We start from the raw sequence: 13,831 nt of genomic DNA on the forward strand, positions 1-13,831 counted from the left end.
CCCGTGACTTTCCTGCTCAGTGACGGCCGCCCAGCTTGTAGCTGTTGCCGCCAAGGACATTGACGCCGATACCGCTGAGAACGCCGGTAAGGACGTTGGTCTTGTTGCCGTTCAGAATGCCCTGGACGACATTGCCGCTCAGGATGTTGTTGCCACTCAGGATGCCATTGAGCGCGGTCACCTGGCCGACACCGATGGACGGCGACACATTGATCAGGCTACCCGAGCTACCTCCCCAGCCGCCGGCATAGGCGCCGACAGTCGAGAACGAAACCATAGCAGCGGTGAGTACAAAAGCGAACCTCTTCATGACTTCTCTCCATTGTTGCTAGTAGTGTTTTCTTCGACTTCTTACGACTTACCCCCGAAACGAGTAGTGCATTTTGCCGAAAGTCTTGCAACCTTGGAGTGTTTAATTTCACGGATACAATCCGTTTTCCATTTCTTAACTTTAATATTTTACGTTAAGAAAATTGGTTACCGTCGACGTCTTGAGCTGGTCAGACGGCGTCGTTTTCCCAACGATCGAAGAATGCTTCGATCGGCATTGCCTGCATGTCGGGAACCGCTCTGGCGAGCTTTTCGACCGGCCAGTTCCACCAGGCGAGAGCTTCGATCCGCGCCGCGATATCCGGAGCGAAGCGTGGCCGGAGAGCCTTCGCCGGCACGCCCGCGACGATCGCGTAGGGCGGCACATCACGCGTCACCACTGCGTTGGCGCCGACCACCGCGCCATTGCCGATGGTGACCCCGGGCATGATCACCGCGCCGTGGCCGATCCAGACATCATGGCCGATGGTCACGGCTTTCGCCTGCCGCCGTTCGCGGAAGGCGGCATCGACGCCCAGCCAGCGAAAATACTCGTTCGGCCGGTAGCTGAGCTTGTGCTGGGTCAGCCGCTCTATGGGATGCTCCAGCGCATTGATGCGGCTGTTGGCGGCGATCGAGCAGAATTTACCGATCGTCGTGTAGATCGCTTCCGAATGGCGTTCGAAATAGGAGAAGTCGCCGACGGTGACCTCGCGAAGCACCACCCGCTCGCCGATCGAGGCATAACGCCCAAGCTTGCACGCCTTCAACTCCGCGGTCGGATGGATGCGTGGCTCGGGGTCTTTCGGGACGAGATCTTCGGAACGGTCCATGCCGGCGGCTTTACCCCTAGGCGATTGGTCCCGCAAGCGGGGCCAATCGTGCGCCCGGGAAGGAACTGAATCGCCTATTGCGGCTTGCCTTTGCTCCACACCACGTTCTGGCCGTAGAGCGGCACAGTGGTGACCGACATTTTGGCCGAGCCGTTCTGCACCTGGCGCGAATGCGAGAGATAGATCAGCGTCTCGTTGGCCTTGTCGTAGATGCGGTTCACCACCTGCTTCTTCCAGATCAGGCTGATGCCTTGCTTGAACACTTCCTCGCCGCCCTCGCTCATGTCGATGTCGCCGATGGTGATCGGGCCGGTCTGGCGGCAGGAGATCGAGGAATCGGACGGATCCTCGAACCAGTTGCCCTTGTGCAGGCGATCGATGATGCCGCGATCGAAATAGGAGACGTGACATGTCACGCCCTCCACTTTGGGGTCCTTGATCGCCTCGACGATGATGTCGTTGCCGAGCCAGTCGACGCCGACCTTGCCGACTTCATCGGCCACGGCGGCCCCGGCACCTAGGACAACGCACGCGGCCAAGGCACCGCCGATCAGTCTTCGCCCAATCAGTCCGTGCCCAATCAGTCGTTGCAAGGGACCCTCCTGCGGTTCGAGTTGCCGGTCACAGGTGGGGCGAGCAGCCCGGCTTTGCAAGCAGATAGGTCGACACCGCTGCGGTTGCGGCAACGCGGCACTTTGCCTGAACGGGGCCGAACCGCTAAGACTGTCGCACAGGCGCGGCATTGAGCCGACGCGACGATTTCTGCAGACGGACTTTTCTGATGATGCGTTCTATCCTGGTCGGTATTCTCGTCCTGATGGCGGCCGGCATCGGCTGGCTGACCTTCGACTGGTATCGCGGCCACTATGGCGGCGAGCCATTCGGGGCCGCCTTTACTCTGGTCGACCAGAAAGGCGCGCCGATCACCGAAGCCGCCTTCCGGGGCCAGCCCAGCGTCGTCTTCTTCGGCTTCACCCATTGCCCCGAGGTCTGCCCGACCACGCTGTTCGAACTGGCCGGCTGGCTGAAGACGCTCGGCGACGACGGCAAGAACCTGCACGCCTATTTCGTATCGGTCGATCCGGAGCGCGACACGCCTGAGGTGATGAACGCCTATGTCAGCAATTTCTCCGACCGCATCGTCGGCATCACGGGCGCTCCGGACAAGGTCCATGCCATGGCCAAGTCGTTCGGCATCTATTGGAAGAAGGTCGACACCGGCGACGGCGACTACACGATGGATCATACCGCCTCGGTGCTGCTGCTCAACGCCAAGGGCGATTTTGCCGGCACAATCGCCTACGGCGAAAGCGCCGATACGGCCATCGCCAAGCTGAAGCGGCTGGCGGCGAAAGGCTGATTACCATTTCATGACCCAGACGCGCCTTTACTTCACCACCGGAAAGATCGAGTCCGTCAGCATTTTCGCGGCGCTTGAGGCGGCCTTCGAGGAAGAGGGGCTGCCGATCGCCGTGCTGGAGGTCGACGAGGACAAGGACATCCACGAAGTATCGCTCTATGCCGATGGCGACATCGATGCGGTCGAGACCCGCTTGAAGGACATCCTTGCCGGCCTTTCCCTGTCGAAGCCGATCGAGCGCGAGCCCCTGCCCGACATCGACTGGGTGGCGCATTCGCTGGAAGAGCTGAAGCCGGTGCGTGCCGGACGTTTCTTCGTCCACGGCGCACATGACCGCAGGAAACGCCACAGCGGCGAACTCGCCATCGAAATCGAAGCCGGCCTCGCCTTCGGCACCGGCCATCACGGCACCACCGCCGGCTGCCTGGAAATGCTGGAAAGAGTGGTCCGGCGCGAACACCCGCGCAATGCGCTCGACCTCGGCACCGGCAGCGCGGTACTGGCGATCGCCGTCGCCAAGCTGGCGCACATTCCGGTGCTGGCCACCGACATCGATCCGGTGGCGGTGCGGGTGGCTGCCGCCAATGCGCGGCTCAACCACGTCAAGGCACTGGTGGAAACAGCAACCGCGCCCGGCTTTCACCATCCGATCTTCGGCAAGCGCGCACCCTTCGATCTGATCGTCGCCAACATATTGGCGCGGCCGCTGATGCGGCTGGCGCCGCAAATGGCCCATCATATCGCACTTGGCGGCTCGATCGTGCTGTCGGGCATCCTCGAGCGCCAGCGCGACGCGGTCATCTCGGCCTATGTCGGCCAGAATTTCCGCCATGTCAGAACCTTGCACCGCGAGGGCTGGGTGACGATCCACCTGAAGCATTAGACCGGCACCGACCGAGCCTGGACCAAATTCCCCCAGTTGTCAGTCCGGCGATGCTGTAGCAGGTTGCGCGCAGCCGGAAATCGATTCCGATTTCCGCGACCGTACGCTACGGTTGCGCGGACATGCAGGAGGCCCACCATGTTCCAGACCTTCGATTCCGCGGGCGACCCGGCCGTCGGCAAACCGCGCGTGGCGCTGCTGCGCCAATGGCTTGAAGCCAACGGGCTGGACGGCTTCATCGTCCCGCGTGCCGACGAGCATCAGGGCGAATATGTCGCCGATCGTTCGGCGCGGCTGAAATGGCTGACCGGCTTCAGCGGCTCGGCCGGCGTCGCCATCATCCTGCGCGACCGCGCCTTCGTCTTTGTCGACGGGCGCTATACGCTGCAGGTGCGCAGCGAGGTCGATCTCGACGTCTTTTCAATCGAAAGCCTGGTCGACAATCCGCCGGCTGTCTGGCTGAAAGACAATCTTGGCAAGGGCGCACGGCTCGGCTTCGATCCATGGCTGCACACGATCAGCGAGGTCAAGGCGCTGCAGGCCTCAGTCGACAAGAACGGCGCCGTACTGGTGCCGCTCGACAAGAACCCGATCGACATCATCTGGAAGGATCAGCCCGACGCGCCGGTGGCCCCGGTCGAGCTCCACCCGATCGGCTTTGCCGGCGAGCTCGCCAAGGACAAGCTGGCGCGGCTGGCGGCGGCGATCGCCAAGGACGGCGCCACCCATGCGGTGCTGACCGACCCCTCCTCCATCGCCTGGGCCTTCAACATCCGTGGCGGCGACGTGCCGCACACGCCGCTGGCGCTCGGCTTCGCCATCCTCGCCGCCGATGGGTCGCACCAGCTTTTCATGGATAAGCGCAAATTCTCGCGCCAGGTCGCCGCCTACCTCACCCAGCTGGCCGAGCCGCACGAGCCCGGCGAATTCGAGGCGGCAATCGTGGGCCTCGCCAAGTGCGGCGCGAAGATCGCGCTCGACCCGGTGCTGGCGGCCGACAGGCTTTGCATGCTGGTCGAGAAGAATGGTGGCACGGTGATTGCAGCAGCCGACCCCGCCCGCATCCCGCGCGCCACCAAGAACCAGGCCGAGATCAACGGCTCGCGCGCCGCGCATCGCCGTGATGGCGCTGCGGTGGCGAAGCTCTTGTGCTGGCTGGAGCGGCAAAAACCCGGCTCGCTCGACGAGATATCGGTCGTCACCAGGCTGGAGGAGTCGCGTCGGCGGACTGGCGAGGAAACGCAGATGCCGCTGCGCGACGTCTCCTTCGACACCATTTCGGGCGCCGGCCCGAACGGCGCCATCATGCATTACCGCGTGTCGCGCGCCACCAGCCGCAAGCTCCAGGCCGGCGAGCTGTTCCTTCTCGATTCCGGCGCGCAGTATCAGGACGGCACCACCGACATCACCCGCACCGTGCCGATCGGCCAGCCGACGCAGGAGATGCGCGAACGCTTCACCCTGGTGCTGAAAGGCATGATCGGCATTTCCACCTTGCGCTTTCCCGCCGGCACGCGCGGCTCCGAGATCGATGCCGTCGCGCGCATGGCGCTGTGGAAGCACGGCTGCGACTTCGCCCACGGCACCGGCCATGGCGTCGGCTCGTATCTGGCCGTGCATGAAGGCCCGCAGCGTATCGCCCGCACCGGCACCGAAAAGCTGCTCGAAGGCATGATGCTGTCCAACGAGCCCGGCTACTACAAGGAAGGCTCCTACGGCATCCGCATCGAGAACCTGATCCTGGTGACGCCGGCGCAAGAGATCGAGGGCGGCGACATCGCCATGCACGGCTTCGAGACGCTGACGCTGGCGCCGATCGATACCAGGCTGGTGCAGTCGGACCTTCTGACGCGTGACGAGTTGCATTGGCTGGACTCGTACCACGCGCGCGTGCTGGCCGAGATCGGCCCGATGCTCGACGGCGAAACGCTGGCCTGGCTGGAGAAGGCCACCGCGCCGCTGCCGCACGACGCGAAGATTTGATTTTTCTGAGGCGCCGAGGGCGTGTCGAGATTCAGGTCAGGACGAGCGAAAACGATGGGTTCCGTGAACCGGAGCGAAGCGTACTTTTGGGTACGTGAGCTCAGTTCTACCGCGACGCGGTAGAACGGGGAAGCGCAGGAAGCCGCCGTTTGCAGGCCGTCATCACCTGAATATCGATACGCCCTACCCGACGAACTGCCGCGCCACGATCAATACCGCCGCGCCCGCCAAAAACATCGCCATCAACCCACCGCGCAGCGAAACCACGGCGGTGACCACCAGTGCGGCCCATTCCGCCGGGCCGGCGTTCAACAGCTCGGGCGCTACCAGCGTCGTCAGCACCGCCGCCGGCACGGCATTGAGGCCGGCCTCGACGCGGGGATGGATGGTATCGAAGCGCGATATCACCAGGTGCCCGCCGATGCGCGTCAGATAGGTCGCGATTGCGCCGGCGATAATGATCCAGAAGGTCGTGCTCATGGCCGTGCCTTTACGCCGCTATGGTGGGGAGGCAGGATGACCGCCAGCAGCACACCGGCAACAGCGCCAATCGAGACATGCCAGGGCGAGCCCACGGTCTTGTAGGCGATGATGGAGGCGGCAGCGCTGGCAATGACCACCGGCAGCCACAGAGGCCGCTTGCGGAAGCCCAGCACGAGACCGAGGAAATAGATCGGCAGCAGGAAATCGATGCCCAGCGCGTGCGTGTCGGGGATCAGCTTGCCGAACAGCGCACCAAGCGCGCTTTCGACGATCCAGAACAGATAGACAGGCAAGCCAAGTCCCAGATACCAGGCAAAGCCGACCGTCTGGCCGGATTGCGCCCTCGCCTCGGCCACCGCGAATTGCGGATCGGTCAGGATGAAATAACCAAGCGCCTGCTGGATGAGGGGCCAGTGCGCGATGCGCCGGCCGATGCCGGCGGAATAGAGCACGTGGCGGAAATTGACGGCGAAGATCGACAGCACGATCAGCCACGGCGCCACATGCTGGCCGAACAGCTGGATGCCGACCATCTGGCTGGCGCCGCCATAGACCAGCGCACTCATCAGAAAGGCTTCCAGGACCGAGAAGCCATTGTCCACGGCGAGCGCGCCGAACAGCACCGCAAACGGCGCCGAGGCCACCACCACAGGCATCGACAGCCGCACGCCTTGCCAGAAATCGCTTCTGTCGCCGCTCTCGGAAATTACGTCCGTCGCCATCAACCACTCCTGATGCATGTCGCCCAAAAGGGGGATAACGACATGCACAACAACAAGGGAAGCGCGGTATGTAGGTGGCGCGGCTTGCCGTGTCACACGAATTCGCTTGAGCCAAACGATCAGCGGAAATGATCGCTGGATCGGCTGAGTTAGACGCTTATTCCTTCAGGATCTTGCCCTCGATCGCCCTGCCCCAGTCGAGCAGCGGCTTGGCGCGCAAGGTGAAATCGACGAGCTCGTCGACCAGATCAGCCGTATGGATTCCCGCGGGATCGATAACATGCTGGACGACAAAATGCCGGTTGCGGATGGCGGCGACAAGGTCGGGATCGCTGATTTCCTCGAAGCCGCGTGGCGTACGCTTCATACGGCCTTCGGTCTCGAGTTCAAGCCGGTTCTTCTTCAACGCCGCCACCAGGGCGCGAAACCTGTCCGGCTTCGTCGCGATGGCTTTGCGCATCGCCAGCAGCAGCGCCGGCTCCGGCTGCCACCAGGCAATGTCGGCGAAGCAGCGCTCAAGCCCGACATGGACGTAGAACACGCCCTGCTCCATCTTGGTGCCGTCGGGCGATAGGATGGCAGACAAATGCCTGTTGTAAGGCCGCTTGTCCTTGGCGAAGCGCACGTCGCGGTTGATTCGGAACAGCGACTTCTTGCGGTCGCCGCGCAGGCCGAGACCCGCCTTTGCGAAGCGCTCGGTCAGCGTGTCGACGAGATCACTGAGCGGATCGCGCAATTCCTGTTCGAACAAGTCACGGTTCTCCAAAAACCACTCTCGGCTCTGGTGGAAATCCAGCGCCTTGAGGAACGGAATGGCTTTTGGGCCGAACCCTTTGAATGCGCCGTCCATCAGGCCTTGCCGATCCGCGCCAGCCAGGCATCCTCGTCGATGACCTCGATGCCGAGTTCGCTGGCGAGCTTGAGCTTGGAGCCGGCACCCGGCCCGGCGACCACCAGATCCGTCTTCGCCGAAACCGAGCCCGCGACCTTGGCGCCGAGGCGCTCCGCCATCGCCTTGGCCTCGGAGCGTGTCATCTTTTCCAGCGAGCCGGTGAAGACGACCGTCTTGCCGGCGACCTCGCTGTCGGCCGAGACGTTGACGATATACGGCTTCGGCTTGACTTGGCGGAGCAACGCATCAAGCACGTCGTCATTGCGCTCATTGCCGAAGAAGTCGCGCAACGCGTCGATCACGGTATCGCCGATACCGTTGACCGAGGGGAAGACACTGTGCGGATCTTCCGCTGCCGCTGTTTCCTTGCCCACGCGGATCAGTTCCTCGATGGTCGAGAAGGTGCGGGCAAGCACGGCCGCCGTCGTTTCGCCGATATGGCGGATGCCGAGCGCGAAGATGAAGCGATCGAGCTCCGGCTCGCGGCGCGAATCGATGGCCGCGAACAGCTTGTCGAGGCCCTCATAATTGCGGTCCTCGACGCTGCGCACGTTCTTGCGCGTCTTGCCCGATGCGGCCTCGCGCTGCTTCGCCTGTTCCTCGCGCCGTTCCGCCAGCGCCCTGGTGACGGCCGGACGGCGATCTCTGAGCGTGAAAATATCGGCGGCGGTCCTGATCAATCCCGCATTGAAGAAGGTATCTATGTTCTCGGCACCAAGGCCTTCGATGTCCAGGGCACCGCGCGACACGAAGTGGCGCAATCCTTCCACCGCCTGCGCCGGGCAGATCAGCTCGCCGGTGCAGCGGCGGCGGGAATCTTCCTTGCCGGTCTTCTCGTTGATCTCGCGCGTCGCCGGCGAGCCGCAGATCGGACAGGTGTGCGGGAATTCGTACGGCACGGCATCGGCCGGCCGCTTGTCGATGACGACGCTGACGATCTGCGGAATGACATCGCCTGCCCGCTGGATCACGACCGTATCGCCGATGCGCACGTCGATGCCGTCGCGGATCGGCTGGCCGGTCGAGTCCAGGCCCTTGATGTAATCCTCATTGTGCAGCGTGACGTTCTCGACCACGACGCCGCCGACCGTGACCGGCGCCAGCCGCGCGACCGGCGCCAGCGTACCGGTACGGCCGACCTGGATGTCGATCTTCTGCACGGTCGTCATCGCCTGTTCGGCCGGAAATTTATGCGCGATCGCCCAGCGCGGTTCGCCGGTGACGAAGCCCCAGCGGCGTTGCAACTCCAGCTGGTCGACCTTGTAGACGACGCCGTCGATATCGTAGCCGAGCGCGGAGCGCTGCTCCTCGATCCGATGATAATGCGCGATCAACTCCTCGGCCGATTTCGCCCGCACCATCAGCGGACTGATCTTGAACCCCCACTCGGCGAATTTCTGCACCGAATCATACTGGGTCGGAGCCGGATCCGCTGTCGTGTAACCCCAGGCATAGGCGAAGAATTTGAGGTTTCGGCTGGCGGTGACGGACGGATCCTTCTGGCGCAGCGACCCGGCCGCCGTGTTGCGCGGATTGACGTAGTCCTGGCCGCCGACGGCGGCCGAACGCTGCTTCAGCGCCTCGAATTCCGCATAGGTCATGTAGACCTCGCCGCGGATCTCAATGGTTTCGGGCCAGCCCGAGCCTTTCAGCTTTGCAGGGATGTCGGCGATGGTCTTCAAATTGGCGGTGATGTCTTCGCCGACGGCGCCGTTGCCACGCGTTGCGCCCTGCACGAACACACCGTTTTCGTAACGCAGCGAAGCCGATAGCCCGTCGATCTTCGGTTCGGCCGTGAACGCAATGTCGAGTTCCTTGTCGCGATCGAAGAACCGCCGCCCGCGTTCGATGAAATCCGTGACATCATCGTCTGTATAGGCCTTGGCAAGGCTGAGCATCGGCACGGCATGGCGCACCTTGGTAAAGCCTTCCGCGGGCGCTGCTCCGACCCTGAGCGATGGCGAATCCTCGCGCACCAGCGCCGGAAAGCGCTCCTCGATGGCAAGGTTGCGCCGCGCCAGCGCATCATACTCGGCATCGGTGATAACAGGCGCATCTTCGGTATGGTAGCGCCGGTCGTGCTCGGCGATCTCTTCCGCCAGCCGCTTCAGCTCGGCTTCGGCCTCGCTCTCACTGAGCGAATCGACAGGTTTTTCAGCCATGCTTTCCTTCCCCGGACGGTGGCCCGCCACAATAGATCAGGATTTTGGGAAAATCATTCCTGAACAGCAGGATGGAGCCATATCCTGACTCGATCCCTGACACCTGTTGTTCTTATGCCGCCGTGGTGTTTTCACGCAGCAATCGCTCGGCGGCGGCGCGCGCCTCGTCGGTGATGGTGGCGCCGGCCAGCATGCGCGCGATCTCTTCCTGCCGCGCCGGCCGGTCCATCTCGGCAATGCCGGTGGCGACACGGTCGGTGGTGCCGGATTTGGAGATCAGGAAATGCGTCGCCGCGCGTGCCGCGACCTGTGGCGCATGCGTCACCGAGAGCACCTGGACGCGCTTCGACAGCCGCGCCAGCCGCTGGCCGATGGCGTCGGCGACGGCGCCGCCCACCCCAGTATCGATTTCATCGAAAACCAGCGTCGGCGCCGAGCCGCGGTCGGCCAGCGCGACCTTCAACGCCAGAAGGAAGCGTGAAAGTTCGCCGCCGGACGCCACTTTCATCATCGGCCCGGGCCGCGTGCCTGGATTGGTGCGCACCCAGAATTCGATCTGGTCGATGCCCTCTTCCATGCGGCTCTCGGCCTCGCTCTTCATTTCCACGATAAAGGCGGCGCGTTCGAGCTTGAGCGCCGGCAATTCCGCCATGACCGCCTTGGTCAAGCCGACCGCCGCCGCATGACGAAGCGAAGACAGCTGCGCGGCGGCAATGTCGTAGGTCTCGCGTGCCGCGGCGGCCTGCTTTTCCAGCCCGTGCAGGCGCTCCTCGCCGGCATCGAGATCGGCAAGATCGGCCGACATCGTGTCGCGAAGCTGCGCCAGATCGTCGACGGCGACGCTGTGCTTGCGCGAGGCCGCGCGCAGCGAAAACAGCCGCTCCTCCGCCTTCTCCAACCGCTGCGGATCATATTCGGTGGCGCGCAGTGCTGCCTCGACGCCCGATTGCGCCGCGTCGAGCGACAGCATCGCCTCGTCGAGCGATTTGACGACGTCGTCGAGCAGGCCGGGCGCCTCGGTCACCTTGCGCTGCAGTCGTCGCAGCAGGCTGGCCAGTTGCGGCAAGGGCGAGGACGGGCCGGACAGCACATCCTGCGCATCATGGATTTCGGAAGCGATCTTCTCGGCTCGCATCATCGATGCGCGCAGTTCGGCGAGATCCGTCTCCTCGCCCGGCTGCGGATCGAGCTTCGTCAACTCCGCCACTGCGGCGCGCAAATAGTCGGCCTCGCGCGCGGCCGCCGCCACCTTGGCGCGGTGGCGCGACAGCTCCTGCTCGCAGGCGCGCCAGTGCCGCCATGCCTCGCCGGTCGAGCGGACGGCGCCGAGATGGCCACCGAAAGCATCAAGCACCTCGCGATGCGCGCCGGGATCGACCAGCGCGCGTTCATCGTGCTGGCCGTGGATCTCGACCAGCGCGCGCCCGACATCGCGCATCAGCGTGACGCTCGAAGGCTGATCGTTGACGAAGACACGGGTGCGGCCATCCGCCGTCTGCAGGCGGCGCAGGATGATGTCGCCGTCATCCTCGATCGCATTGTCGGCAAGCAGCGCACGCGCCGGATGATTGCGCGGCACGTCGAAGACGGCGATGACCTGGCCTTGCGCCGCGCCATGGCGCACCAGCGACGCGTCGCCGCGCGCACCGAGCGCCAGCGACAGGGCATCGAGCAGGATGGATTTGCCGGCACCGGTTTCGCCGGTCAGCACCGAAAGACCCGGCTGGAAATCGATATCCAGCTTCTCGATCAGGACGATATCGCGGATCGACAGTCTGGAAAGCATCAGAACCCGAATCTAGAACGGCACGCGACCATTTGCAGTCGCAGCGCCGCACTATCTTTTTGTTTGAGCACCGGATCAATCCGAAAAGCGCTGTGAACGCTTCAGTCGATGCTCATACGTCAGGCGCCGGTGATCATCTTTCCGGCCTTGGATATCCACGACCCTGCATTTTCGCGCGGTGCAAGCCCATTGCTCTGCAAGAGCTTGTAGGAATCCTTGTACCACGGGCTGTCAGGGTAGTTGGTGCCGAGCACGGCGGCGGCCGTCTGCGCCTCCGAAGTCAGACCCATCGCGTAATAGCTTTCGGTCAGACGCGCGAGCGCCTCCTCGACATGGCGCGTGTTGGAATAATTCTCGACCACGGTACGGAAGCGCTTGACGGCGGCGATGTATTCCCGGCGCTCGAGATAGTAGCGGCCGATCTGCATTTCCTTGCCGGCCAGCTGATCGTTGGCGAAGCGGATCTTTTCCTTGGCGTCGTCGACATATTCCGATGTCGGCCAGCGTGTCACCAGATCCTGCATCGTCTGAACGGTCTGACGCGCTTCCTTCTGGTCCTGCGTCACGTCCTTGATCTGGCGGTAATAGCTCAAGCCGATGATGTACTGCGCATAGGCGGCGTCATCGGTCGATGGATAGAGCGTGAGGTAGCGCTTGGCCGAGCCGATCGCCTCGTCGTAATTGCCCTGGCGATAGTCGGCGAAAGCGCCCATCACCATCGATTTGCGGGCCCATTCCGAATAGGGATGCTGGCGGTCGACGGCGTCGAACTTGCGGCTCGCCTCCTGCAGGCGCCCGGCATTGAGATTGGCAAGGCCCTGGTTGTAGAGAACATCGGCCGGCTCGGTCTGGTCGACATAGGTCGACAGGTCGATATCTTTCTCCGACGACATGCAGGCCGACAGGAAGAGCGATGGAACAACTACTGAAAGCGCCAGGAAAACGGCCCTCTGCGGTGCTTTCAATTGACCAACTCGCTTGAAGAACATGATTGGATCTCGCCCTTTCGGCGCTATTTCAATGCCAGTTGCATGCCATTGTTTCAAAACTGGTCCCCACTTTTGAACGACATGCACTAATCGACGGCAGCAGCCATAAACCATAACCGCCTTGCCCGGCAACGCTATCTCCGGCCAATCGCACATTTTTGTGGCGGCCGGACGCAGCTTGGACATCAATGCAATTTCACTGGCGGGTGGTGCATTCCTGCAACACGCGCTATCCCCCATCGAACCCGAAAAACCTGGGAAAATCAGATCATCCAGGGCGCGTAGAGCGGCGCGTTGACGGCGTTCATCTCGGCGCTGCGGCCACGCTCCCGGCGCGTCGTCTCGACGATCTCGAACGCCGTGCGATCCGACAGCAGGCGGCGCAGGGCCGCGGCATTCATCCTGTGGCCGCCGCGATAGGAGCGGAAGCAGCCGATGAAACGGGCACCGGCCAGCGCCAGGTCGCCCATGGCGTCCAGCGTTTTATGGCGCACGAATTCGTTGGGATAGCGCAGGCCGCCCATATTGATGACGCGGTTGTCGTCGCCGATCACCAGCGAATTCTCCAGCGAGGAGCCGAGCGCATAGCCTGCAGCCCACAGCCGCTCGACATCCTTCATGAAGCCGAAGGTGCGGGCGCGCGCGATGTCGCGACGGAAAATATCGGCATTGAGGTCGGAGGCAAACAGCTGACGGCCGATCGCCGGGCTTTCGAAGTCGATCTCGATCTCGAAACGGGTTCCGTCATAGGGCCGAAACTCCGCCCACGAGGCGCCGTTCTCGATGCGGACCGGCTTGATGACCCTGATATAGCGGCGCTTGACCGAAAGCGTCTCGACGCCCGCCTGGTCGATGGCTTCGACGAACGCCATGGCGCTGCCGTCGAAGATCGGAACCTCGGAACCGTCGATCTCGACCGCGACATTGTCGATGCCGAGCCCAAACAGCGCCGCCATGATGTGCTCGACCGTGGCGATATGCTCGCCGGCGGGATCACCAAGCATGGTGCACAGGTCGGTGGCGCCGACTTCCGAGACCAGGGCACGAAACTCGCGGCCCTGCTCGGCACCGTTGAAAAGCTGGAAAACGATGCCGGTGTCGGCATCCGCCGGCATGAAGCTGATGGACACTTCCTTGCCGCTGTGGACGCCGGTGCCGGTAAGCGACGCGCGCGTCTTCAATGTCGTCTGATAGTCGTGCAAGACAATCCCCATAAGCCCGTAATGCCTAGGTCCGCTTCTCCAGCCCGAGGGCGCGGCTCTTGTGTGAATCGGCTGGCAGGGCGACTTCCCCCGAAATCCCGGCAAACCGATGATGGTAGGCAGCGAAGATAATGTCCCGTCAGGGAGACTCCAAATCACGGTTTCTTACTCTGTGTAACCGCGAACTGGAATGGGTGCGACTTTGTAAGTCGTTGAAATCACATCAT

At 63.1% G+C, this 13,831-nt stretch carries 13 protein-coding genes; 3 read left to right on the forward strand and 10 right to left on the reverse strand.

What is annotated here, in order from left to right:
- Positions 1-16: 16 nt before the first annotated feature.
- The 3 genes from LB519_RS23120 to LB519_RS23130 all read right to left on the reverse strand — a co-directional run bounded on the left by LB519_RS23120 (position 17) and on the right by LB519_RS23130 (position 1,735).
- Positions 17-310: a hypothetical protein gene (locus tag LB519_RS23120; protein ID WP_224621293.1), complete on the reverse strand. Its 294-nt coding sequence runs from the start codon at positions 308-310 to the stop codon at positions 17-19.
- Between the two features lie 190 nt (positions 311-500).
- A complete protein-coding gene (locus LB519_RS23125) occupies positions 501-1,142 on the reverse strand; it encodes a DapH/DapD/GlmU-related protein (RefSeq protein ID WP_224621294.1) in 642 nt (213 codons plus the stop codon).
- A gap of 74 nt (positions 1,143-1,216) precedes the next feature.
- Positions 1,217-1,735 (reverse strand): CreA family protein, encoded by a 519-nt coding sequence (locus LB519_RS23130; RefSeq protein ID WP_024501452.1) that lies wholly within the window; start codon positions 1,733-1,735, stop codon positions 1,217-1,219.
- Positions 1,736-1,923: 188 nt separating this feature from the next.
- On the opposite strand from LB519_RS23130, the gene LB519_RS23135 reads away from it, so the two are divergent.
- The 3 genes from LB519_RS23135 to LB519_RS23145 all read left to right on the forward strand — a co-directional run bounded on the left by LB519_RS23135 (position 1,924) and on the right by LB519_RS23145 (position 5,368).
- A complete protein-coding gene (locus LB519_RS23135; protein WP_013530973.1) occupies positions 1,924-2,502 on the forward strand; it encodes an SCO family protein in 579 nt (192 codons plus the stop codon).
- A 10-nt stretch (positions 2,503-2,512) separates the two neighbouring features.
- Complete coding sequence (locus LB519_RS23140) at positions 2,513-3,385, forward strand: 50S ribosomal protein L11 methyltransferase (protein ID WP_024501453.1); 873 nt, start codon at positions 2,513-2,515, stop codon at positions 3,383-3,385.
- A gap of 138 nt (positions 3,386-3,523) precedes the next feature.
- Positions 3,524-5,368 (forward strand): aminopeptidase P family protein, encoded by a 1,845-nt coding sequence (locus tag LB519_RS23145; protein WP_024501454.1) that lies wholly within the window; start codon positions 3,524-3,526, stop codon positions 5,366-5,368.
- A 183-nt stretch (positions 5,369-5,551) separates the two neighbouring features.
- Here the strand turns inward: LB519_RS23145 and LB519_RS23150 are convergent, their stop codons facing one another.
- From LB519_RS23150 to lpxC, 7 genes are all read right to left on the reverse strand, one after another.
- A complete protein-coding gene (locus tag LB519_RS23150; protein ID WP_013530970.1) occupies positions 5,552-5,848 on the reverse strand; it encodes an AzlD family protein in 297 nt (98 codons plus the stop codon).
- Complete coding sequence (locus LB519_RS23155) at positions 5,845-6,573, reverse strand: AzlC family ABC transporter permease (protein ID WP_024501455.1); 729 nt, start codon at positions 6,571-6,573, stop codon at positions 5,845-5,847. Before LB519_RS23155 ends, LB519_RS23150 begins: the two co-directional genes overlap by 4 nt.
- A gap of 157 nt (positions 6,574-6,730) precedes the next feature.
- Positions 6,731-7,423: a DUF2461 domain-containing protein gene (locus tag LB519_RS23160; RefSeq protein WP_013530968.1), complete on the reverse strand. Its 693-nt coding sequence runs from the start codon at positions 7,421-7,423 to the stop codon at positions 6,731-6,733.
- A complete protein-coding gene (ligA, locus tag LB519_RS23165; RefSeq protein WP_224621295.1) occupies positions 7,423-9,627 on the reverse strand; it encodes an NAD-dependent DNA ligase LigA in 2,205 nt (734 codons plus the stop codon). Before ligA ends, LB519_RS23160 begins: the two co-directional genes overlap by 1 nt.
- Positions 9,628-9,739: 112 nt before the next feature.
- On the reverse strand, positions 9,740-11,413 hold the full coding sequence (recN, locus tag LB519_RS23170) for a DNA repair protein RecN (RefSeq protein WP_024501458.1): 1,674 nt from the start codon (positions 11,411-11,413) through the stop codon (positions 9,740-9,742).
- Between the two features lie 119 nt (positions 11,414-11,532).
- A complete protein-coding gene (locus tag LB519_RS23175) occupies positions 11,533-12,402 on the reverse strand; it encodes an outer membrane protein assembly factor BamD (protein ID WP_024501459.1) in 870 nt (289 codons plus the stop codon).
- Positions 12,403-12,665: 263 nt separating this feature from the next.
- Positions 12,666-13,616, reverse strand: coding sequence for a UDP-3-O-acyl-N-acetylglucosamine deacetylase (gene lpxC, locus LB519_RS23180; RefSeq protein ID WP_224621296.1), 951 nt, complete (start codon positions 13,614-13,616; stop codon positions 12,666-12,668).
- Positions 13,617-13,831 lie beyond the last annotated feature (215 nt).

Source organism: Mesorhizobium sp. AD1-1 (assembly GCF_020164655.1).
GTDB lineage: Bacteria > Pseudomonadota > Alphaproteobacteria > Rhizobiales > Rhizobiaceae > Mesorhizobium > Mesorhizobium ciceri.

Excerpts from the sequence above, each read along its gene's own strand:
- LB519_RS23120 (WP_224621293.1), bottom strand. The coding sequence starts at position 310 with ATGAAGAGGTTCGCTTTTGTACTCACCGCTGCTATGGTTTCGTTCTCG.
- LB519_RS23160 (WP_013530968.1), bottom strand. The coding sequence starts at position 7,423 with ATGGACGGCGCATTCAAAGGGTTCGGCCCAAAAGCCATTCCGTTCCTC.
- LB519_RS23135 (WP_013530973.1), top strand. The coding sequence starts at position 1,924 with ATGATGCGTTCTATCCTGGTCGGTATTCTCGTCCTGATGGCGGCCGGC.
- LB519_RS23125 (WP_224621294.1), bottom strand. The coding sequence starts at position 1,142 with ATGGACCGTTCCGAAGATCTCGTCCCGAAAGACCCCGAGCCACGCATC.
- recN (WP_024501458.1), bottom strand. The coding sequence starts at position 11,413 with ATGCTTTCCAGACTGTCGATCCGCGATATCGTCCTGATCGAGAAGCTG.
- LB519_RS23175 (WP_024501459.1), bottom strand. The coding sequence starts at position 12,402 with ATGTTCTTCAAGCGAGTTGGTCAATTGAAAGCACCGCAGAGGGCCGTT.
- ligA (WP_224621295.1), bottom strand. The coding sequence starts at position 9,627 with ATGGCTGAAAAACCTGTCGATTCGCTCAGTGAGAGCGAGGCCGAAGCC.
- LB519_RS23155 (WP_024501455.1), bottom strand. The coding sequence starts at position 6,573 with ATGGCGACGGACGTAATTTCCGAGAGCGGCGACAGAAGCGATTTCTGG.
- lpxC (WP_224621296.1), bottom strand. The coding sequence starts at position 13,616 with ATGGGGATTGTCTTGCACGACTATCAGACGACATTGAAGACGCGCGCG.
- LB519_RS23145 (WP_024501454.1), top strand. The coding sequence starts at position 3,524 with ATGTTCCAGACCTTCGATTCCGCGGGCGACCCGGCCGTCGGCAAACCG.
- LB519_RS23150 (WP_013530970.1), bottom strand. The coding sequence starts at position 5,848 with ATGAGCACGACCTTCTGGATCATTATCGCCGGCGCAATCGCGACCTAT.
- LB519_RS23140 (WP_024501453.1), top strand. The coding sequence starts at position 2,513 with ATGACCCAGACGCGCCTTTACTTCACCACCGGAAAGATCGAGTCCGTC.